A 20909-nucleotide genomic window follows, 5' to 3' on the forward strand; every position below is an offset into this window, starting at 1 on the left:
GCTCCCACATTGGAATGCGTTTCCCTGTGGGAGCAGGCTTGCTCGCGAAAGCGGTGTCAGCGGCTCAGATACATCCGGGTCGTCAGCAAATAGACCGGCAACCCCGACACCACTATCAACAACGCCGCATAAGGCGCCGCCGCCGCAAACTCCACATTCGCGGTATGCGCCCAGACTTCCGTCGCCAGGGTGTTCAGCCCGGTCGGGCTCAGCAGCAAGGTCGCCGTCAGTTCCTTCATCGCATCCAGGAACACCAGGGCAAAAGCCGCTCCCAGCGCCGGGAAAATAATCGGCAGTGTCACTCGGCAGAACGCGCTGAATGACGAGGCTCCCAGCGTGCGTGCCGCCTCCTCAAGTTGCGGTGCCGCCTTGTTCAGGGCGGTGCGGATCGGTGCCTGCGCCAGCGGCAGAAACAGCAGGGCGTAGGCGATCAGCAACAGTGCCGAAGTCTGGTAAAGCATCGGCACATAGTGCAGGGCGAAATACACCAGGGTCAGGGCAATGACCAGGCCCGGCAGGGCATGTAGCAAGTACGGCAAGCGCTCGGCCCAGATCGCCAGTTGACCTTTGTAGCGCACGACCAGCAGGCCGACCGGCACCGCCAGCACCAGGCAAACCGCAGCGCCACCCAGCGACAGTGCGAGGGATGACAGCAATGCTTCGCCGATTGCCGCCACGGGAAAGGCCGCCGACGATCCCACCGCCAACCAGTACGCCAGCATGCCCAGCGGAATCCCGCTGCCGATGACTGCCAGCAGCAGGCAATAAAGCTGTCCCGCCACGGCCCACGGCCCCAATCGAACCTGCTCCGCTTGTCGCGCGGCACCCTGGCCAGTGCGCACGTGTCGACCCTTGCCGCGCACGCGCAGCTCCAGCCACAGCAGCGCCAGACACAGCATCAGCAGCACGGCGGAGAGCATCGCCGCATTGGCATTGCTGAACTCCAGCTCGAACTGTTGATAGATCGCGGTGGTGAAGGTTTGCAGGCCGATGATCGACAGCGCGCCGAACTCCACCAGCATGTGCAGGGCAATCAGCAAAGAACCGGCGAGCAGCGACGGCCAGAGCAGGGGCAGGGTGACCTTGAAAAACACGCCCCAGCGGTTCTGTCCCAGCGTGCGCGCTGACTCTTCCAGTGAGGGGTCGAGATTGCGCAGGGTCGCCGCCACGGGCAGGAAAATCAGCGGGTATTTAGAGAGTGTCATCACCAGAATTGCCCCGCCGAGCCCTTCGAAATGAGCACTCAAGGAAACCCAGGTAAAACTGCTGACAAACGCCGGTACGGCGAAGGGCAGGCACAGGATCACGCCCCACAAGCGCCGCCCCGGCAGATTGCTGCGCTCCAGCAGCCACGCCAGCGACAGGCCGATCACGCCGCAGGCCAGCGTCACGCCGACCATCAGCGCCAGGGTGTTGCGCAGGAGCCCGAACACGTAGGGGCGCCACAGCAAATGCAGCGCCTCGGCCCAGCCTGCTTGCCAGGCCTTGAGCCCGACATAGGCCAGCGGCAGCAAACTGAGCACTACCAGTAGCAATACCGGCAGGACCAGCCAGATCGACGGCCGCTTGCGCCGCGGCACGTACCCGCCATACGTGGAAAGCGATGCGCTCATCAGTTCAGGCCAACATCACGTTCCAGGTCCAGGGCTTCTTCGGCATTGCCCAGGTCGGCTGGTGTGACTTTCGGTGCTTCCAGCTCGCTGAATGGCTTGAGTCCGCGATCAGACTCCATGCCTTTGTGCAGCGGGTATTCGGCGGTGGTCTGGGTGATCACGCGCTGGCCTTCCTCGCTGGCCATGTAGGCGAGCAATTGCTGGGCTTCTATTGGGTGTTTGCTGGATTTCAGCACCGCTGCGCTGGAAACGGTGATCAGCCCGCCGACGTCGCCACCGGTGAAATAATGCAATTTCGAATCGAGCTGGCCTTTTTCACGCTGCAAGGCGAACCAGTAGTAGTTGTTGACCAGCACGGTGGCCACTTCGCCATTTTCCACGGCTTTGAGCGCGACCATGTTGTTGCTGTAGGTTTTGCCGAATGCGCGCAGCCCGGTCAGCCATTCTTCGGCAGCGTCCATGCCGTGCACTTTGATGATGGCGACGGCTTGTTCCTGGAAGGCGCCACTGGTGGGCACAAAGCCGACCTTGCCTTGCCATTTTGGATCGGAGAAATCCATCACCGACGTCGGCAGGTCTTTTTCGTCGATCAGCTTGGGGTTGAAGGCGACGACGCGCACCCGGGCCGTCACGCCAATCCAGGTGCCATTGCTGGCGACGTATTCCTTGGGCAGTACGGCCAGCGTGGCGTCATCCGCCTTGGCCAGCAGGCCTTGTTCGCCAAGTTTGTTCAGTGGCGGCGATTCTTCGGTGTAGATCACGTCGGCAGGGGAGCGATCGCCTTCTTCGACGACCTGGCTGGCGAGCTGATTGCTACTGCCTTTGCGCACATTGACGTGGATGCCGGTCTTGGCTTCGAAGGCTTTGGCGACTGCGTCACCGACTTCTTTGTGTTGGCCGTTGTAGAGCGTCAGGGAAACCGGGTCGGCGGCTTGGGTGAGGGGGGAGGCAAGTGCCAGGCCGAGCAGGGTGATGGTCAAGCCGCGGCGCAGGGTATTTCGAAACATCATTCGCAGGGTTCCTCACTGTCGCATTGCAAAAACTTGCAACAATGATAAACGATATTATTTCTCAAAAGCGCGCTGCGATGTTGAAGGGCGTTAGGTAGGTTCGGTAAATGGAAGGGCTTTTGTGGCGAGGGGGCTTGCCCCCGTTGGGTCGCGAAGCGGCCCCAGGGCATACTTCACTACACCGCATTTGCCGAGTTTACGACTGCTTCGCAGCCGAACGGGGGCAAGCCCCCTCGCCACATGAATGGTGGTGGTTCGAACATTTTTGAATGCCGGAAACGCAAAAACCCGCTTTCGCGGGTTTTTGTGAAACTCAAGGTCGTAACCTTGAATTTGAATTGGTGCCCAGAAGAAGACTCGAACTTCCACGACCTTGCGGTCACCAGCACCTGAAGCTGGCGTGTCTACCAATTTCACCATCTGGGCATTCATCGCAAGCGTTGCCGCTGTTGATGTGGCGAACTATACGGAGAGCAATTTGATCTGTAAACCCCTGATTTTAAAATTAATTAAACCAGTGGCCCAGAATGCAAAAACCCGCTTTCGCGGGTTTTTGTGTGAGCCTTGAAATTGATCTAATCTCAAGCTCGAAATTGGTGCCCAGAAGAAGACTCGAACTTCCACGACCTTGCGGTCACCAGCACCTGAAGCTGGCGTGTCTACCAATTTCACCATCTGGGCAGTATCGGCAACGTTGTCCGTCGTCGATGGCGCGCACTATACGGAGCGTCTTTTTAACTGTAAACCCCCGGAATCAAAAAAACCTGGAAAATTTCGCCAGTGGTCTTCAAAACAGCTTTGCAGTGTCGATACAGGGCTTTAGAAGGGTCGTCTTAGCTTGAAATTTCCCGTTTCATTACGCCTATGCCAAACTAACCCGCATATAGACAAGGTGAAAACTCTCTAATGGCCGATTGGCAGTCCCTCGATCCCGAGGCCGCTCGTGAAGCGGAAAAATATGAAAACCCTATTCCTAGCCGTGAACTGATCCTTCAGCACCTCGCTGATCGAGGTTCGCCTGCTAACCGCGAGCAACTGGTCGAAGAGTTTGGTCTGACCACAGAAGACCAGATCGAAGCCCTGCGCCGCCGCCTGCGCGCCATGGAGCGCGATGCTCAACTCATCTATACCCGTCGCGGCACTTATGCGCCGGTGGACAAGCTCGACCTGATCCTGGGCCGCATCAGTGGTCACCGCGATGGCTTCGGCTTCCTGGTGCCGGACGATGGCAGTGATGACCTGTTCATGAGCCCGGCGCAGATGCGCCTGGTGTTCGACGGTGACCGTGCCCTGGCCCGTGTTTCCGGTCTGGATCGTCGTGGTCGCCGCGAAGGCATGATCGTCGAAGTGGTGTCCCGCGCTCACGAAACCATCGTTGGCCGCTACTTCGAAGAGGGTGGCATCGGTTTTGTCGTTGCCGACAACCCGAAGATCCAGCAGGAAGTGCTGGTCACGCCGGGTCGTAACGCCAACGCGCAGATCGGTCAGTTCGTCGAAGTGAAGATCACTCACTGGCCGACGCCACGCTTCCAGCCGCAAGGCGACGTGGTCGAGGTCGTGGGCAACTACATGGCGCCGGGCATGGAAATCGATGTTGCCCTGCGTACCTACGACATTCCTCACGTCTGGCCTGACGCCGTGCTCAAGGAAGCCGGCAAGCTCAAGCCGGAAGTCGAAGAGAAGGACAAAGAGAAGCGCATCGACCTGCGTCATCTGCCGTTCGTCACCATCGACGGCGAAGATGCCCGCGACTTCGATGACGCGGTCTACTGCGAAGCCCGTCCGGGCAAGCTGCGCCTGTTCTCCGGTGGCTGGAAGTTGTACGTGGCGATTGCCGACGTCTCCAGCTACGTGAAACTCGGTTCGGCGCTGGATGCCGAAGCGCAGGTTCGCGGCAACTCGGTGTACTTCCCCGAGCGCGTGATTCCGATGTTGCCCGAGCAGCTGTCCAACGGTTTGTGCTCGCTGAACCCGCAAGTCGATCGCCTGGCCATGGTTTGTGAGATGACCATCTCCAAATCCGGCGAAATGACCGACTACTGCTTCTACGAAGCGGTGATCCACTCCCATGCCCGCCTGACCTACAACAAGGTCAGTGCGATGCTGGAAACGCCGAAAGCCACTGAGGCGCGCAAACTGCGCGGTGAGTACACCGACGTCGTACCGCACCTCAAGCAGCTGTACTCGCTGTACAAGGTATTGCTGGCGGCCCGTCACGTACGTGGCGCGATCGATTTCGAAACTCAGGAAACCCGGATTATCTTCGGTTCCGAGCGCAAGATCGCTGAAATCCGTCCGACCATTCGTAACGACGCGCACAAGCTGATCGAGGAATGCATGCTGGCGGCCAACGTGGCCACCGCTGAATTCCTGAAGAAGCACGAAATCCCGGCGCTGTATCGCGTCCACGATGGTCCGCCACCGGAGCGTCTGGAAAAACTGCGCGCGTTCCTCGGCGAGCTCGGCCTGTCCCTGCACAAAGGCAAGGATGGCCCGTCGCCAAAGGATTACCAGGCTCTGCTGGCCGGTATCAAGGATCGCCCGGATTTCCACCTGATCCAGACCGTCATGCTGCGTTCGTTGAGCCAAGCGGTGTACAGCGCCGATAACCAGGGCCACTTCGGCCTGAATTACGAGGCGTACACGCACTTCACTTCGCCGATCCGTCGCTACCCGGACTTGCTCACGCACCGGGCGATTCGCAGCGTGATCCATTCGAAGCAGGACACCCCGCACGTTCGCCGTGCCGGTGCGATGACCATTCCGAAGGCACGCATCTATCCGTACGACGAAGCAGCCCTGGAGCAGCTCGGCGAGCAGTGCTCGATGAGCGAGCGCCGTGCTGACGAAGCAACCCGCGACGTAGTGAACTGGCTCAAGTGCGAGTTCATGAAGGATCGCGTGGGCGAATCGTTCCCGGGTGTGATCACCGCCGTGACCGGTTTTGGTCTGTTCGTCGAGCTGACCGATATCTACGTCGAAGGCCTGGTGCACGTCACCGCGCTGCCGGGCGATTACTACCACTTCGACCCTGTGCACCACCGCCTGGCCGGTGAGCGTACCGGTCGTAGCTTCCGCTTGGGCGACACCGTGGAAGTGCGGGTCATGCGCGTCGACCTCGACGAACGCAAGATCGACTTCGAGATGGCTGAAACAACCATCAGCGCGCCGATCGGTCGCAAGAAACGTGGTACTGAAACCGCAGCACCTGCGGCGTCTTCCAAAAAATCGGAAGCAGAGCCGGCCCCGGCGAAAACCGGTCGTCGTCCTGCCAAGGAAAAGGCTGCAGAAGCCTATCGCCCGAGCGATGCGGCGGCGAAAAACGCCGAAGTGCGCAAGAGTCGTGAAATGAAACAGGCGTTGCTGGCCGGTGCGAAAAGCGGCGGTAAAGCGGCGTCTGGGGGAAAGACCAGTCGGTCGACGCCTGACAAGGCCGTCGGCGGCAAGCCAGCCAAACCGAGCAAACATCGTAAAGGCCCGCCAAAAGCGGGCTCGGCTCCAGCCAAGAGTGGCGGGGCGCGTAAACCTAAGGCCAAGCCATGAGTCAGTTGGAAAAGATCTACGGCGTCCATGCTGTAGAAGCGTTGTTGCGTCATCACCCGAAACGCGTGAAGCAGATCTGGCTGGCCGAAGGCCGCAATGATCCTCGGGTCCAGACGCTGATTGAGCTGGCCAACGAAAACCGGGTCCAGGTCGGCCAGGCCGAGCGCCGCGAAATGGACGCCTGGGTTGAAGGCGTGCACCAGGGTGTGGTCGCGGACGTGAGTCCGAGCCAGGTCTGGGGCGAGGCGATGCTCGACGAGTTGCTCGATCGCACCGACGGCGCGCCGTTGTTGCTGGTGCTCGATGGCGTGACCGATCCGCATAACCTCGGTGCCTGCCTGCGTTCCGCCGATGCGGCGGGTGCGCTGGCAGTGATCGTGCCGAAGGACAAGTCGGCGACCCTGACTCCGGTTGTACGAAAAATCGCCTGCGGCGCGGCGGAAGTGATTCCGCTGGTTGCCGTGACCAACCTGGCGCGCACCCTGGAAAAGCTCCAGCAGCGTGGTTTGTGGGTGGTCGGTACGGCCGGTGAAGCTGAAGTCAGCCTGTATGACCAGGATCTGACCGGCCCGACCATCCTGATCATGGGTGCCGAAGGCAAAGGCATGCGTCGCCTGACCCGCGAGCATTGCGACTACCTGGTGAACCTGCCGATGGCCGGTAGCGTCAGCAGTCTCAACGTTTCTGTTGCAACCGGTGTCTGCCTGTTCGAAGCGCAGCGCCAGCGCAGTGTCAAAGCCAAGGCTGCTGCCAAGAAGCCCTGACCCAGCCTGTAGGAGCCGGCTTGCTGGCGATCCATGCACCTCGGTGTGTCTGACATACCCAATCGCATCGATCGCCAGCAAGCCGACTCCTACGGGGTGTGGTAAATGGTGGCTGTTCAAATAATCACCAATTACCTTGCGCCTCCCTCGCCCCTTCTCTACAATTGCGCCCCTTGCTGTGATGGCAGGCACCAACGTGTCTAGCGTCCGCAAGTCCATAAGTGTCATTCACTCCTTGTCTGACCGCTTTTGAGCGGCAGGCTACAACCCGTAAGGAGCATTCATGCGTCATTACGAAATCATCTTTTTGGTCCACCCGGATCAAAGCGAGCAAGTCGGCGGCATGGTTGAGCGTTACACCAAGCTGATCGAAGAAGACGGCGGCAAAATCCACCGTCTGGAAGATTGGGGCCGTCGTCAACTGGCCTACGCAATCAACAATGTTCACAAGGCTCACTACGTGATGCTGAACGTTGAGTGCACTGGCAAGGCCCTGGCCGAGCTGGAAGACAACTTCCGCTACAACGATGCAGTGATCCGTAACCTGGTCATCCGTCGCGACGAAGCCGTTACCGGCCAGTCCGAGATGCTCAAGGCTGAAGAAAACCGCAGTGAGCGCCGTGAGCGTCGCGACCGTCCTGAGCACGAAGGCGCTGAAAGCGCTGATAGTGATGACAGCGACAACAGCGATAACGCTGACGAGTAATCCACGGACCTTTTAAGGAGCCTATCAAATGGCACGTTTCTTCCGTCGTCGTAAATTCTGCCGCTTCACCGCTGAAGACGTGAAAGAGATCGATTACAAAGATCTCAACACTCTGAAAGCCTACGTATCCGAGACCGGCAAAATTGTTCCAAGCCGCATCACCGGTACCAAAGCTCGTTATCAGCGTCAGCTGGCCACCGCTATCAAGCGCGCCCGCTTCCTGGCCCTGCTGGCCTACACCGACAGCCACGGCCGCTGAGACCGGGCAGTCGACACGTAGCAAAGGATTGAATGTATGCGTGCCTTAGCTGAGTTCATCATGCGGGGCCGTATGCAGGCCACTCTGGTAGTGGCTGGATGTGCGGCATTGCCGTTGTTGTATTGGTTGGGTGCTGCCGCCGGATGCCTTGTGCTCCTGCGGCGCGGATTGAAGGACGCCCTGGGCGTTCTTGCTCTGGGACTGCTGCCGGCATTGATCTGGTGGCTTTACTCCGACGACCCACGGGCACTTCTGGTGCTGCTGGGGTCTGCGAGCCTTGCGTTGGTTTTGCGCGCAAGCGAGTCCTGGAACCGCGTGCTGCTGGTCAGCATAGCGATGGGAGTGGTGTTTTCAGTGGTGTTGGGGACAGCTTTTGCTCCCCAGATCGAGATGCTGGCGCAGGCTTTGATCAAGGTCATGCCGTCGCTACTCGGCGATGTCTACCAGAAGTTGTCGGTAGACGAACAAGCGCGTTTCGCGTCCCTGATTGCACCGGTCCTGACCGGCCTGATTGCGGCGTTGTTGCAAATCGTCAGCTTGCTGAGCCTGCTTGTCGGGCGCTACTGGCAGGCGTTGTTGTATAACCCGGGCGGTTTTGGTCGCGAGTTTCGCGCCATCCGCTTCCCGCTGTTGCCGGCGATGTTGCTGCTGGCGTGCATGCTTCTGGGGCCGAATCTCGGTTCACAGATGGCCATGTTGACGCCGTTGTGCAGTGTACCGCTGGTGTTCGCCGGGCTGGCCCTGATTCACGGGCTGGTGGCGCAGAAGCGACTGGCCAGGTTCTGGCTGGTGGGGTTGTACGTGACGCTGTTGCTGTTCATGCAACTGATCTATCCGTTGCTGGTGGTCCTGGCCATCGTCGACAGCCTGATTGATTTTCGCGGTCGTTCGGCACCGAAAGATGCCGATAACGCGAACGGTGAAGGTTAAAAGTTAAGAGGATTTTCACATGCAACTGATCCTTCTGGAAAAAGTCACCAACCTGGGCAACCTGGGTGACAAAGTGAACGTTAAGGCTGGTTACGGTCGTAACTACCTGCTGCCTTACGGCAAAGCTACCGCTGCGACCCCAGCCAACCTGGCTGCGTTCGAAGAGCGTCGCGCTGAGCTGGAAAAAGCTGCAGCAGATCGCAAAGCATCGGCTGAAAGCCGCGCTGCCCAACTGGCCGAGCTGGAAGTGACCATCACTGCCACCGCTGGCGACGAAGGCAAGCTGTTCGGTTCGATCGGTACTCACGACATCGCTGACGCACTGACCGCCTCCGGCGTTGAAGTGCAGAAGAGCGAAGTTCGTCTGCCGAACGGCACCATCCGCAACGTAGGCGAATTCGACGTAGCCGTGCACCTGCACGCCGAAGTTGAAGCCACCGTACGCGTTGTCGTGGTAGCAGCTTAAGCAGCACTTGTCGGCTGGCACCCTCGGGTGCTAGCCGGTAACATCGGGCACGATCCTGTTTACAGGTCGTGCCCTTTGTCTTTCTGGCATCCCCGTTTTTACATCTGATTCCAAGTGGCCATGAACGAAATCTCCGCTCCTGAGCAATACGATCTGCAAACCGCCGCGCTGAAAGTGCCGCCGCATTCCATCGAGGCCGAACAGGCTGTACTCGGTGGTCTGATGCTGGACAACAACGCCTGGGAGCGCGTGCTCGATCAAGTCTCCGACGGCGATTTCTATAGACATGACCACCGTCTGATTTTCCGTGCGATCGCCAAGCTGGCCGATCAGAACATGCCGATCGACGTCGTGACCCTGTCCGAGCAACTGGACAAGGAAGGTCAGACGTCGCAAGTTGGCGGCCTCGGTTACCTCGGCGAGCTGGCGAAAAACACCCCGTCGGTCGCTAACATCAAGGCCTATGCGCAGATCGTCCGTCAGCGCGCGACGTTGCGCCAACTGATCGGCATCAGCACCGAGATCGCTGACAGCGCCTTCAACCCGGAAGGTCGCACTGCCGAGGAGATCCTCGATGAAGCCGAGCGCCAGATCTTCGCGATTGCCGAGGCCCGGCCGAAAACCGGTGGCCCGGTGGGCGTCAACGACCTGTTGACCAAGGCCATCGATCGCATCGACACGCTGTTCAACACGGACAACGCCATTACCGGCCTGTCCACTGGCTACACCGATCTTGATGAGAAGACCAGCGGCCTGCAGCCGGCTGACTTGATCATCGTCGCCGGTCGTCCATCGATGGGTAAAACCACCTTCGCGATGAACCTGGTGGAAAACGCCGTACTGCGCAGCGACAAGGCCGTTCTGGTGTATTCCCTCGAGATGCCAGGTGAATCGCTGGTCATGCGTATGCTGTCGTCCCTCGGTCGGATCGACCAGACCAAGGTGCGTTCCGGTCAGCTGGAAGATGACGACTGGCCGCGCCTGACTTCGGCGGTGAACCTGCTCAATGACCGCAAGCTGTTCATCGACGACACCGCCGGTATCAGCCCGTCGGAAATGCGTGCGCGCACCCGGCGTCTGGCGCGTGAGCACGGTGAGATCGGCCTGATCATGATCGACTACCTCCAGTTGATGCAGATTCCAGGTTCCGGCGGCGACAACCGAACCAACGAGATTTCTGAAATCTCGCGTTCCTTGAAAGCCTTGGCCAAGGAATTCAACTGCCCGGTGGTGGCGCTGTCCCAGCTCAACCGCTCCCTCGAGCAGCGGCCGAACAAACGGCCGATCAACTCCGACCTCCGGGAATCCGGAGCCATCGAGCAGGATGCCGACGTGATCATGTTCGTTTACCGCGACGAGGTGTATCACCCGGAAACCGAGCACAAGGGCATTGCCGAAATCATCATCGGCAAGCAGCGGAACGGTCCGATCGGCTTTATCCGCCTGGCGTTCATCGGTAAGTACACCCGCTTCGAGAACCTGGCGCCGGGTAGCTATAACTTCGATGACGACGAGTAACTGTTGATGCAGGGCCTCTGTGGTGAGGGGGCTTGCCCCCGTTGGGTTGCGAAGCGACCCCAAAGCCTGCGGTCGCCATTCTCCAGATGAAACGAGTTGGCTGATTTACGACTGCTTCGCAGCCGAACGGGGGCAAGCCCCCTCGCCACAAAAGCGATGTGTTGCCTTGGGATTGCCAGCTCCCACCAATTTCCGACCACAGCCGTCGGAATTGGTCAAAAAATGTGCTATATTCCGCGCCCGCGAAATTCAATGAAAGCCAACACCGGTTATCGACATGCAAGCAGCCAAGCCGTTATTTGACTATCCCAAGTACTGGGCCGAATGTTTCGGGCCAGCGCCGTTCCTGCCCATGAGCAGGGAGGAGATGGATCAGCTCGGCTGGGATTCCTGCGACATCATCATCGTTACCGGTGATGCCTACGTCGACCACCCGTCGTTCGGCATGGCGATCATCGGCCGGCTGCTGGAGTCCCAGGGCTTCCGCGTGGGGATCATTGCCCAGCCGAACTGGCAGTCCAAAGACGATTTCATGAAGCTCGGCGAGCCGAACCTGTTCTTCGGTGTCGCGGCCGGCAACATGGACTCGATGATCAACCGCTACACCGCCGACAAGAAAATCCGTTCCGATGACGCCTACACGCCAGGTGGCATGGCCGGCAAGCGTCCGGACCGTGCGAGCCTGGTCTACAGCCAGCGCTGCAAGGAAGCCTACAAGCATGTGCCGATCGTGCTCGGCGGCATCGAGGCGTCCCTGCGCCGCATCGCGCATTACGATTACTGGCAGGACCGGGTACGCAACTCGATCCTGATCGACGCCAGCGCCGACATCCTGCTCTACGGCAACGCCGAGCGGGCCATCGTCGAGGTCGCCCAGCGCCTGTCCTACGGTCACAAGATCGAAGACATCACCGACGTGCGCGGCACCGCGTTCATCCGTCGTGACACGCCGCAAGGCTGGTACGAAGTCGATTCCACGCGCATCGACCGTCCGGGCAAGATCGACAAGATCATCAACCCGTACGTGAATACCCAGGACACCCAGGCCTGCGCCATCGAGCAGGAGAAGGGGCCGGTTGAAGACCCGCAGGAAGCCAAGGTCGTGCAGATCCTGGCCAGCCCGCGCATGACCCGCGACAAGACCGTGATTCGTTTGCCGTCGGTGGAAAAAGTCCGTAACGATGCGGTGCTCTACGCCCACGCCAACCGCGTGCTGCACCTGGAAACCAACCCGGGCAACGCCCGTGCGCTGGTGCAGAAGCATGGCGAAGTGGACGTCTGGTTCAACCCGCCACCGATTCCGATGACCACCGAAGAAATGGACTACGTGTTCGGTATGCCCTATGCGCGCATTCCGCACCCGGCGTACGGCAAGGAGAAGATCCCGGCCTACGACATGATCCGTTTCTCGGTGAACATCATGCGTGGCTGCTTCGGCGGCTGCACCTTCTGCTCGATCACCGAGCACGAAGGCCGGATCATCCAGAACCGTTCCCACGAGTCGATCATTCGCGAAATCGAAGAGATCCGTGACAAGGTTCCCGGTTTTACCGGCGTGATCTCCGACCTCGGCGGCCCGACCGCGAACATGTACCGCATCGCGTGCAAGAGCCCGGAAATCGAATCCGCGTGCCGCAAGCCATCGTGCGTGTTCCCTGGCATCTGCCCGAACCTGAACACCGACCACTCGGCGCTGATCCAGCTGTACCGCAGCGCCCGTGAATTGCCGGGTGTGAAGAAGATCCTGATTGCTTCCGGCCTGCGCTACGACCTCGCGGTCGAGTCGCCGGAGTACGTCAAGGAACTGGTGACCCACCACGTCGGTGGTTACCTGAAGATCGCCCCGGAACACACCGAGGAAGGTCCGCTCAACCAGATGATGAAACCGGGCATCGGCAGCTATGACAAGTTCAAGCGCATGTTCGAGAAGTACTCCAAGGAAGCGGGCAAGGAGCAGTACCTGATTCCGTACTTCATCGCTGCCCACCCGGGCACCACCGATGAAGACATGATGAACCTGGCCCTGTGGCTCAAGGGCAACGGCTTCCGCGCCGACCAGGTGCAGGCGTTCTACCCGTCGCCGATGGCCACCGCCACCGCGATGTACCACTCGGGCAAGAACCCGCTGCGCAAGGTGACGTACAAGAGCGACGCGGTGACCATCGTCAAGAGCGAGGAGCAGCGTCGTCTGCACAAGGCATTCTTGCGTTATCACGACCCGAAAGGCTGGCCGATGCTGCGTGAAGCGTTGACCCGCATGGGCCGCGCCGATCTGATCGGGCCGGGCAAGAACCAGCTGATCCCGCTGCACCAGCCGTCGACCGACAGCTACCAGAGCGCCCGTCGCAAGAACTCGACGCCAGCCGGTAGCCACAAGGTTGCAGGGGAAAAGACCACCAAGATCTTGACCCAGCACACCGGCCTGCCACCACGCGCGAGCGATGGCGGCAACCCGTGGGACAAGCGTGAGCAAGCCAAGGCTGCGGCGTTCGCCCGCAACCAGCAGGCGGCCAAGGAGCGCAAGGACGCGGCCAAGGGCAAAGGACCAAAGCCGGCCCGTAAGCCGGTCGTACCGCGCTAAGCCTCGCCTGCGCTGAACAGAACGCCAACCTTCGGGTTGGCGTTTTGCGTTTTAAGGTGGACAAAAAACTGTGGCGAGGGAGCTTGCTCCCGTTCGGCGGCGAAGCCGTCGCAAAAGCCGCAATATCTGGCACACCGACATAGGGCCGCTTCGCGCCCCAGCGGGAGCAAGCTCCCTCGCCACAAGAGCCGGGCTTCGCCACAAATACGTGCAGCTACGCCAAACCATTTTCCTGCATCGCCCGATTTTGGTGCTGTACTGCCTCCTGTAACGGGGGAAAGCGCCAGCACCGCTGGATGGCATAAGTCTTGCGCGCTTTCCCATACGCTCAAGGCTCGCAGGAGGCACGCCGTGTCGATTCATGTCGCATTGCACCACGTCACGCATTACCGCTATGACCGCGCTGTCGAACTCGGCCCGCAGATCGTTCGCCTGCGCCCAGCTGCCCACAGCCGCACGCGGATTCTGTCCTATGCGTTGAAAGTCTCCCCTGAGCAGCACTTCATCAACTGGCAACAGGACCCTCAGGGCAATTACCTGGCGCGGCTGGTATTCCCGGAGAAAACCGGGGAATTGCGCATCGAAGTCGATCTGCTGGCAGAAATGGCGATCTTCAATCCGTTCGACTTCTTCCTCGAACCCTATGCCGAAAAAATCCCCTTCGCCTATGCCGCCGATGAGCGCAAGGAACTGGCGCCCTACCTGGAAACCCTGCCCCTGACGCCGAAATTCAAGGCCTATCTGGACGGCATCGACCGCACGCCGTTGCCCGCCGTGGACTTTCTCGTCGCGCTCAACCAGCGCCTGAGCGAAGACATCGACTACCTGATCCGCATGGAGCCCGGCGTACAAACGCCTGAACACACCCTCGACCAGGCCTCCGGTTCGTGCCGCGACTCCGCCTGGTTGCTGGTGCAACTGCTGCGCAACCTGGGGCTGGCGGCACGTTTCGTGTCGGGCTACCTGATCCAGCTGACCGCGGATGTCAAAAGTCTCGACGGTCCGTCCGGCACCGACGTGGATTTCACCGACCTGCACGCCTGGTGCGAGGTGTATCTGCCCGGCGCCGGCTGGATCGGCCTGGATGCGACTTCCGGGCTGTTTGCCGGTGAAGGACATATTCCGTTGGCCTGTAGTCCCGATCCGTCCTCTGCGGCGCCGATCAGTGGTTTGGTGGAACCTTGCGAGTGCGAATTCAGCCACGAAATGTCCGTCGAGCGGATCTGGGAGGCGCCACGGGTCACCAAGCCCTACACCGACGACCAGTGGCTGGCGATCCAGGCCCTGGGCCGGCAGATCGATGCCGACCTGCTCGAAGGCGATGTGCGCCTGACCATGGGCGGCGAGCCGACCTTCGTGTCCATCGATGACCCGGACGGCGCCGAGTGGAACACCGCGGCACTGGGGCCGGATAAACGACGCTTGTCCGCCGAACTGTTCCAGCGCATGCGTAAACACTACGCACCCCAGGGACTGGTGCATTTCGGGCAGGGCAAGTGGTATCCCGGCGAGCAACTGCCACGCTGGTCGCTCAATTGCTACTGGCGCCGTGACGGCGTGCCGATCTGGCACAACAGCGCGCTGATCGCCGACGAGCAGGAAGACTATGGCGCGGATGGCGCACTGGCCGGGCGTTTTCTCGCGAGTGTCGCCGAACGCCTGAAGATTCCGACACGCTTTGTGTTTGCGGCCTACGAAGACAATTTCTATTACCTCTGGCGCGAAGGGATGTTGCCGCAGAACGTCAGCGCCGAAGACTCGCGTCTGGAAGAACCGCTGGAGCGTGCGCGTCTGCGCAAAGTGTTCAGCCAAGGCCTGGACAAGGTGATTGGCCAGGTCCTGCCGCTGGCGCGTACCGCCAAGGGCGATCAATGGCAGAGCGGCCGCTGGTACCTGCGTGATGAGCATTGCCGCCTGGTGCCGGGAGATTCGCCGCTGGGCTATCGGTTGCCTCTGGGCTCGCAACCCTGGGTGAAAGCGGCGGAGTATCCGTTCATTCATCCGCAAGACCCGAATCAAGACTTCCCGTTGCTGCCCGACACCGCGCAACTGCAAAGCCAAAGCGAGGCTGCCGAGGTGCAAGAGCGCGCACCGAAGATCGACGAATCCGCCGACTGGCTGACCCGCACCGCCTTCTGCGCCGAAGCGCGGGAAGGCCGGTTGTACCTGTTCATGCCGCCGCTGGAGCGGGTCGAGGATTACCTCGAACTGGTCGCTGCCATCGAAGCCACCGCCGAAGAATTGCTCTGCCCGGTGTTGCTGGAGGGTTACGAACCGCCGAGCGATCCACGCCTGAGCAATTTCCGCATCACCCCGGATCCCGGGGTGATCGAGGTCAACGTGCAACCGTCCGCGACCTGGGATGAATTGGTCGAGCGCACCGAATTCCTCTACGAAGAAGCGCGCCAGACCCGGCTGACCACCGAAAAATTCATGATCGACGGCCGGCATACCGGTACGGGTGGCGGCAACCATTTCGTGCTGGGTGGCGCGACACCGGGGGACTCGCCGTTTCTGCGTCGCCCGGATCTGCTGCGCAGCCTGATCAGCTACTGGCACAACCATCCGTCGCTGTCCTACCTGTTTTCCGGACTGTTCATCGGCCCGACGTCCCAGGCGCCACGGGTCGACGAAGCGCGCAACGATGCCTTGTACGAATTGGAAATCGCCTTCGCGCAGATGCCGGCACCGGGTGAGGAATGCCCGCCATGGTTGGTGGATCGTCTGCTGCGCAACCTGCTGATCGATGTCACCGGCAACACCCACCGCGCCGAGTTCTGCATCGACAAACTCTATTCGCCGGACGGCGCCACCGGGCGCCTTGGGTTGCTGGAGCTGCGTGCGTTCGAGATGCCGCCCCATGCGCGCATGAGCCTGGCCCAACAATTGTTGCTGCGGGCATTGGTTGCGCGGTTCTGGCGCGAGCCCTATGCACCGCCGAAACTGGCGCGTTGGGGCACCGAATTGCACGATCGCTTCCTGTTGCCGCACTTCATCGAACAAGACTTCGCCGATGTCATCGTCGACCTCAACGCCGCCGGTTATCCGCTGCGGGCCGAATGGTTCGCCGCGCATCTGGAGTTCCGTTTCCCCAAGGTTGGCGACTACGCCGTCAGTGGTATTGCGCTGGAGTTGCGTCAGGCGCTCGAACCCTGGCACGTGCTGGGCGAAGAGGGCGCCGTGGGCGGCACGGTGCGATACGTGGATTCGTCGCTGGAGCGTTTGCAGGTCAAGCTCAGCGGCTTGCCACCCCAGCGTTATCTGCTGACCTGCAACGGCGTACCGGTGCCATTGCAACCCACCGGGCGTGTAGGGGAATTCGTCGCGGGTGTGAGATTTCGCGCCTGGCAACCGGCCAACTGTCTGCAACCGACCATCCCGGTCCATGCGCCGCTGGTGTTCGACTTGCTCGATACCTGGATGCAGCGCTCGCTGGGCGGCTGCCAGTACCACGTCGCCCATCCGGGCGGGCGCAACTACGACAGCTTGCCAGTCAATGCCAACGAGGCCGAAAGCCGGCGGATGGCGCGTTTCTTCCGCATCGGACATACGCCGGGGAAACTTCCTGTCCCGATTGTGGAAATCAGCGACGAGCTGCCGATGACACTCGATTTGCGACGTTTCTAAACCGTACGCGACGCCCGGATTTTTCGTCTATCCGGGTGTCACGAGCCTGCGTTAGTCTGACCGTTCATTGCTGTCTGCCGAGCTTTCCATGCCTGACCTGCTAGACCGCTACCCGCTCACGGCGGGCACCTATCACGAACTGCTCGACGACAGTGGCGCCGTGCGCTCGCACTGGCGTCGGCTGTTCGAGCAGTTGCAACGCAGCACGCCGGCGCAGTTGGTGCAGCGTCAAGCCCTGCTGACCCGGCAGATTCAGGAAAACGGCGTTACCTACAACGTTTATGCCGATCCCAAGGGCGCGGACCGGCCGTGGGAGCTGGACCTGCTGCCCCATGTCATCGCGGCTGATGAGTGGCAACAGTTGTCGGCCGGCATCGCGCAGCGGGCGCGATTGCTCAATGCCGTGCTGGCTGATCTTTACGGTCCACAACGGCTGATTGCCGAAGGTTTGCTGCCCGCCGAGCTGGTGTTCGGGCATAACAACTTCCTTTGGCCCTGCCAGGGCATCAAGCCGCCTGATGGAGCCTTTCTGCACCTGTATGCCGTGGATCTGGCGCGCACACCCGATGGCCGCTGGTGGGTGACGGCGGATCGTACCCAGGCGCCTTCGGGTGCCGGGTATGCGCTGGAAAACCGCACCATCGTGTCCCGGGCCTTTCCCGAGTTGTACCGCGATCTGAAAGTGCAGCACCTGGCCGGTTTTTTTCGCACCTTGCAGGAAACCCTGGCCCGCCAGGCCCCGAGTGACGGGGACGCGCCATTGGTGGTGCTGCTGACGCCAGGACGTTTCAACGAAAGCTATTTCGAACACCTGTATCTCGCTCGCCAGCTCGGTTATCCGCTGGTGGAGGGCGGCGACCTGACGGTGCGCGATGCTACGGTCTACCTCAAGACACTGAGTGGCCTGCGACGGGTCCATGCGATCATGCGTCGGCTCGACGATGATTTCTGCGACCCGCTGGAGTTGCGCACCGATTCGGCCCTCGGCGTGCCGGGCCTGCTGGAAGCGGTGCGGCAGGGGCGGGTGCTGGTGGCCAACGCCCTCGGCAGCGGCGTGCTGGAATCACCCGGCTTGTTGGGTTTCCTGCCGAAGATCAATCAATACCTGTTCGGCGAAGAGCTGATCCTGCCGTCCATCGCCACCTGGTGGTGCGGTGAAGCACCGGTCTTGGCCCAGGCCCTGGAAAAACTGCCGGAACTGCTGATCAAACCGGCGTTTCCGTCCCAAAGCTTCGCACCGGTATTTGGCCGTGATTTGAGTGAAAAACAGCGCCAGGCACTCGCTGAGCGCATGCAGGCGCGACCATATGCCTATGTGGCGCAAGAACTCGCGCAATTGTCCCAGGCGCCGATCTGGCAAGCCGAAGACGGTCAACTGCAGCCCCGTGCCATCGGCATGCGCGTGTATGCGGTGGCCAGTCGCGAAGGGTATCGGGTGTTGCCCGGTGGCCTGACCCGGGTCGCCGCGCAAGCCGATGCCGAAGTGGTGTCGATGCAACGCGGTGGCGCCAGCAAGGACACCTGGGTGCTGGGCGAGCGTGCGCCGAGCGGCGAACAATGGAAGGCCCAGCGCAACATCGGCGTGCATGACCTGGTGCGGCGCGACCCGTACTTGCCGTCGCGGGTGGTGGAAAACCTGTTCTGGTTCGGTCGTTACTGCGAGCGTTGTGACGACAGTGCCCGTTTGCTGCGCATCATGCTGGCGCGCTATGTCGACGGCGACGACCCGCAAGCCCTGCAGGCCGCAGTCGATCTCGGCGAGCGGCTGATGCTGCTGCCCGAGGAGGGCGAGTTGCCGGAACGCCTGTTGGCGGCATTGCTCGGCGATGACTGGCCGTTCAGCCTGCGCTCCAACCTGCAACGCTTGCAGTGGGCCGCTTCGCAGGTGCGCGGCAAGCTCTCGCGGGAAAACTGGCAGGCGCTGGTGGAGTTGCAGCGCGAAGCCATGGAGCTGGAAACCGAGGAGCCGGATTTGGGCGAGTTGCTGGATTTCCTCAATCGTCTGGTGATGTCCCTCGCGGCGCTGTCCGGCTTTGCCCTGGACGACATGACCCGGGACGAAGGCTGGCGTTTCCTGATGATTGGCCGGCGGATCGAGCGTCTGCAATTTCTCAGCGGCAGCCTGGCGGCGTTCCTGCGGGGCGCCGGGGCTTTCGATCAGGCCGGGCTGGAATGGCTGCTGGAACTGGGCAACAGCAGCATTACTTACCGCTCTCGCTACCTGGCGGTGGCGCAACTGATCCCGGTGCTCGACCTGCTATTGCTCGACGAGCAGAACCCTCACGCCGTGTTGTTCCAGTTGAAGCTGGTGACCCGCACCCTCAAACGCCTCAACGATGACTTTGGCGTGCCGCGCGAAGCAGCGCTGCCGCAATTGGTCGAGCGACTGGCGCGATTCGATCTGGGTTGCCTGGAAAACCCGCTGTTCGGTGCTGCGAGTGTTCGCGCTGCCATCGAAGGGCTGGCCGCGTTGCTGCAAGAGATCGCCGACGCCAGCGGGCAAGTGTCCGATCGCCTGGCGCTGCGGCACTTCGCCCATGTCGACGATGTCAGCCAGCGCACGGTGTCCGTCTGATGAGCGCCCACTACCAGATTTTCCACGACACCCATTATCACTACGACAGTCCGGTATCCCTGGCCCAGCAACTGGCGCACTTGTGGCCACGGCCTTGTGCCTGGCAGCGCTGCACCGACCGGCAAATGCTGATCAGCCCGCAGCCGACCTCGCGTCGCGATGAGCTGGATGTATTCGGCAATCCGCTGACCCGGCTGGCGTTCGAGCGCCCCCACGATGAATTGCTGGTCAACGCCAGCCTGACCATTGAAGTACTGCCCCGGCCTGCGTTGGACTTCAATCGGTCACCGGCGTGGGAAGAGACCCGTAGCGCGCTGACCTACAGCAGCCAACCGCTGTCGCCCGAGCTACTCGAAGCCTGCCGATACCGGTTTGAATCGCCGTATGTGCATCTGAAGAAAAATTTCGTCGAGTTCTCGCAAAGCTGTTTTCCGCCCGGTCGAGCGTTGTTGCTCGGCGTGCAGGCACTGATGGAGAAAATCTTCAGCGAGTTCACCTTCGATGCCGAAGCGACCCAGGTGGCGACTCCGCTGGTGGAGGTGCTGGAGCGCCGACGCGGGGTTTGCCAGGACTTTGCTCACCTGATGCTCGCCTGCGTGCGTTCCAGAGGGTTGGCGGCGCGGTACATCAGCGGCTATTTGCTGACCCAGCCACCGCCGGGCCAGCCGCGATTGATCGGCGCTGATGCGTCCCACGCCTGGGTTTCGGTGTTTTGCCCGGTGCTGGGATGGGTGGATTTCGATCCGACCAACAATGTGCAACCGGCGCTGGAGCACATCACCCTGGCCTGGGGCCGGGATTTTTCCGATGTGTCACCGTTGCGAGGGGTGATTCTGGGAGGGGGGAATCATGACCCGGAAGTTCGGGTAACGGTGATGCCGCTGGAATAATGAAGATCAAATGTGGGAGCGGGCTTGCTCGCGAAGACGGAGTGTCAGGAACATCATTTTTGCATGTGAAACCGCTTTCGCGAGCAAGCCCGCTCCCACAGGGAATTACGGTGTGTTGGAGTCATGTGATTGGCTTGTGAGGGTCGGCAGCTAAGCTGCCAACCCTGGACACAGATCCGGTGGGCCTGATCAGATCAACCGGCCCGGAGGTTCTCAGGCGTCGGGCGCCTGATCTTTTGGTGCTTCAACATCACTTTCTGCGGCCACTTCACCTTCTGCTTCCGGGTTCAGTGCGGCTGCTTCTTCTTCAGCTGTAGCTTTCTTGCGCTGAAGCTTTTCCTCTTTCTTCTGCTCCTTGGCCAAGTCTCTCTGACGTTTGGCGAAGGAATAATTAGGTTTAGCCATGGGCGATCCTCTTGGGTCGAAG

The 20909-nt window shown here is 60.9% G+C and carries 14 protein-coding genes and 2 tRNA genes; 11 read left to right on the top strand and 5 right to left on the bottom strand.

From position 1 onward, the window contains the following. Window positions 1–56: 56 nt before the first annotated feature. The 4 genes from QMK54_RS02600 to QMK54_RS02615 all read right to left on the bottom strand — a co-directional run bounded on the left by QMK54_RS02600 (window position 57) and on the right by QMK54_RS02615 (window position 3304). Window positions 57–1613 carry an ABC transporter permease gene (locus tag QMK54_RS02600; protein WP_223593918.1) on the bottom strand — a complete coding sequence of 519 codons (1557 nt, stop codon included), beginning with the start codon at window positions 1611–1613 and terminating at the stop codon, window positions 57–59. Further along, the gene (locus tag QMK54_RS02605; RefSeq protein ID WP_223593921.1) at window positions 1613–2623 is read right to left on the bottom strand and encodes an extracellular solute-binding protein; all 1011 of its coding nucleotides are present in this window, start codon (window positions 2621–2623) and stop codon (window positions 1613–1615) included. Before QMK54_RS02605 ends, QMK54_RS02600 begins: the two co-directional genes overlap by 1 nt. Before the next feature lie 339 nt (window positions 2624–2962). Beyond that, window positions 2963–3049: transfer RNA gene (locus QMK54_RS02610), tRNA-Leu, on the bottom strand. 168 nt (window positions 3050–3217) lie between these two features. Further along, a tRNA-Leu gene (locus QMK54_RS02615) sits at window positions 3218–3304 on the bottom strand. 225 nt (window positions 3305–3529) lie between these two features. On the opposite strand from QMK54_RS02615, the gene rnr reads away from it, so the two are divergent. The 11 genes from rnr (at window position 3530) to QMK54_RS02670 (ending at window position 20482) form a co-directional block, all read left to right on the top strand. Next, on the top strand, window positions 3530–6166 hold the full coding sequence (gene rnr / locus QMK54_RS02620) for a ribonuclease R (protein ID WP_110661044.1): 2637 nt from the start codon (window positions 3530–3532) through the stop codon (window positions 6164–6166). Further along, window positions 6163–6930 (top strand): 23S rRNA (guanosine(2251)-2'-O)-methyltransferase RlmB, encoded by a 768-nt coding sequence (rlmB, locus tag QMK54_RS02625; protein WP_108218424.1) that lies wholly within the window; start codon window positions 6163–6165, stop codon window positions 6928–6930. Before rnr ends, rlmB begins: the two co-directional genes overlap by 4 nt. Window positions 6931–7213: 283 nt before the next feature. Beyond that, entirely contained in the window at window positions 7214–7636 is a 423-nt protein-coding gene (gene rpsF, locus QMK54_RS02630; RefSeq protein WP_008048087.1) for a 30S ribosomal protein S6, read from the top strand. Window positions 7637–7664: 28 nt separating this feature from the next. Further along, window positions 7665–7895 carry a 30S ribosomal protein S18 gene (gene rpsR, locus QMK54_RS02635; RefSeq protein ID WP_002551829.1) on the top strand — a complete coding sequence of 77 codons (231 nt, stop codon included), beginning with the start codon at window positions 7665–7667 and terminating at the stop codon, window positions 7893–7895. 36 nt (window positions 7896–7931) lie between these two features. Continuing rightward, window positions 7932–8825: a hypothetical protein gene (locus QMK54_RS02640; protein ID WP_223593923.1), complete on the top strand. Its 894-nt coding sequence runs from the start codon at window positions 7932–7934 to the stop codon at window positions 8823–8825. A gap of 19 nt (window positions 8826–8844) precedes the next feature. Beyond that, on the top strand, window positions 8845–9291 hold the full coding sequence (gene rplI, locus QMK54_RS02645) for a 50S ribosomal protein L9 (RefSeq protein ID WP_007973276.1): 447 nt from the start codon (window positions 8845–8847) through the stop codon (window positions 9289–9291). 120 nt (window positions 9292–9411) lie between these two features. Further along, complete coding sequence (dnaB, locus tag QMK54_RS02650) at window positions 9412–10809, top strand: replicative DNA helicase (protein WP_110661047.1); 1398 nt, start codon at window positions 9412–9414, stop codon at window positions 10807–10809. Window positions 10810–11086: 277 nt separating this feature from the next. Continuing rightward, complete coding sequence (locus QMK54_RS02655; RefSeq protein WP_320401998.1) at window positions 11087–13390, top strand: YgiQ family radical SAM protein; 2304 nt, start codon at window positions 11087–11089, stop codon at window positions 13388–13390. Window positions 13391–13741: 351 nt separating this feature from the next. Then, window positions 13742–17017 carry a DUF2126 domain-containing protein gene (locus QMK54_RS02660; RefSeq protein ID WP_223593926.1) on the top strand — a complete coding sequence of 1092 codons (3276 nt, stop codon included), beginning with the start codon at window positions 13742–13744 and terminating at the stop codon, window positions 17015–17017. Window positions 17018–17105: 88 nt separating this feature from the next. Further along, window positions 17106–19592, top strand: coding sequence for a circularly permuted type 2 ATP-grasp protein (locus tag QMK54_RS02665; RefSeq protein WP_223593928.1), 2487 nt, complete (start codon window positions 17106–17108; stop codon window positions 19590–19592). Continuing rightward, on the top strand, window positions 19592–20482 hold the full coding sequence (locus QMK54_RS02670; RefSeq protein WP_223593929.1) for a transglutaminase family protein: 891 nt from the start codon (window positions 19592–19594) through the stop codon (window positions 20480–20482). The genes QMK54_RS02665 and QMK54_RS02670 overlap by 1 nt, the downstream gene beginning before the upstream one ends. A 213-nt stretch (window positions 20483–20695) precedes the next feature. Here the strand turns inward: QMK54_RS02670 and QMK54_RS02675 are convergent, their stop codons facing one another. Beyond that, on the bottom strand, window positions 20696–20887 hold the full coding sequence (locus tag QMK54_RS02675; protein WP_110660080.1) for a hypothetical protein: 192 nt from the start codon (window positions 20885–20887) through the stop codon (window positions 20696–20698). Window positions 20888–20909 lie beyond the last annotated feature (22 nt).

The organism is Pseudomonas sp. P5_109, from assembly GCF_034009455.1.
In the GTDB taxonomy this organism is placed as follows: Bacteria; Pseudomonadota; Gammaproteobacteria; order Pseudomonadales; family Pseudomonadaceae; genus Aquipseudomonas.

What these genes read in the sequence shown, in the direction of transcription:
- QMK54_RS02600 (WP_223593918.1), bottom strand. Translation starts at nt 1,613, where the DNA reads ATGAGCGCATCGCTTTCCACGTATGGCGGGTACGTGCCGCGGCGCAAG.
- QMK54_RS02605 (WP_223593921.1), bottom strand. Translation starts at nt 2,623, where the DNA reads ATGATGTTTCGAAATACCCTGCGCCGCGGCTTGACCATCACCCTGCTC.
- rnr (WP_110661044.1), top strand. Translation starts at nt 3,530, where the DNA reads ATGGCCGATTGGCAGTCCCTCGATCCCGAGGCCGCTCGTGAAGCGGAA.
- rlmB (WP_108218424.1), top strand. Translation starts at nt 6,163, where the DNA reads ATGAGTCAGTTGGAAAAGATCTACGGCGTCCATGCTGTAGAAGCGTTG.
- rpsF (WP_008048087.1), top strand. Translation starts at nt 7,214, where the DNA reads ATGCGTCATTACGAAATCATCTTTTTGGTCCACCCGGATCAAAGCGAG.
- rpsR (WP_002551829.1), top strand. Translation starts at nt 7,665, where the DNA reads ATGGCACGTTTCTTCCGTCGTCGTAAATTCTGCCGCTTCACCGCTGAA.
- QMK54_RS02640 (WP_223593923.1), top strand. Translation starts at nt 7,932, where the DNA reads ATGCGTGCCTTAGCTGAGTTCATCATGCGGGGCCGTATGCAGGCCACT.
- rplI (WP_007973276.1), top strand. Translation starts at nt 8,845, where the DNA reads ATGCAACTGATCCTTCTGGAAAAAGTCACCAACCTGGGCAACCTGGGT.
- dnaB (WP_110661047.1), top strand. Translation starts at nt 9,412, where the DNA reads ATGAACGAAATCTCCGCTCCTGAGCAATACGATCTGCAAACCGCCGCG.
- QMK54_RS02655 (WP_320401998.1), top strand. Translation starts at nt 11,087, where the DNA reads ATGCAAGCAGCCAAGCCGTTATTTGACTATCCCAAGTACTGGGCCGAA.
- QMK54_RS02665 (WP_223593928.1), top strand. Translation starts at nt 17,106, where the DNA reads ATGCCTGACCTGCTAGACCGCTACCCGCTCACGGCGGGCACCTATCAC.
- QMK54_RS02670 (WP_223593929.1), top strand. Translation starts at nt 19,592, where the DNA reads ATGAGCGCCCACTACCAGATTTTCCACGACACCCATTATCACTACGAC.
- QMK54_RS02675 (WP_110660080.1), bottom strand. Translation starts at nt 20,887, where the DNA reads ATGGCTAAACCTAATTATTCCTTCGCCAAACGTCAGAGAGACTTGGCC.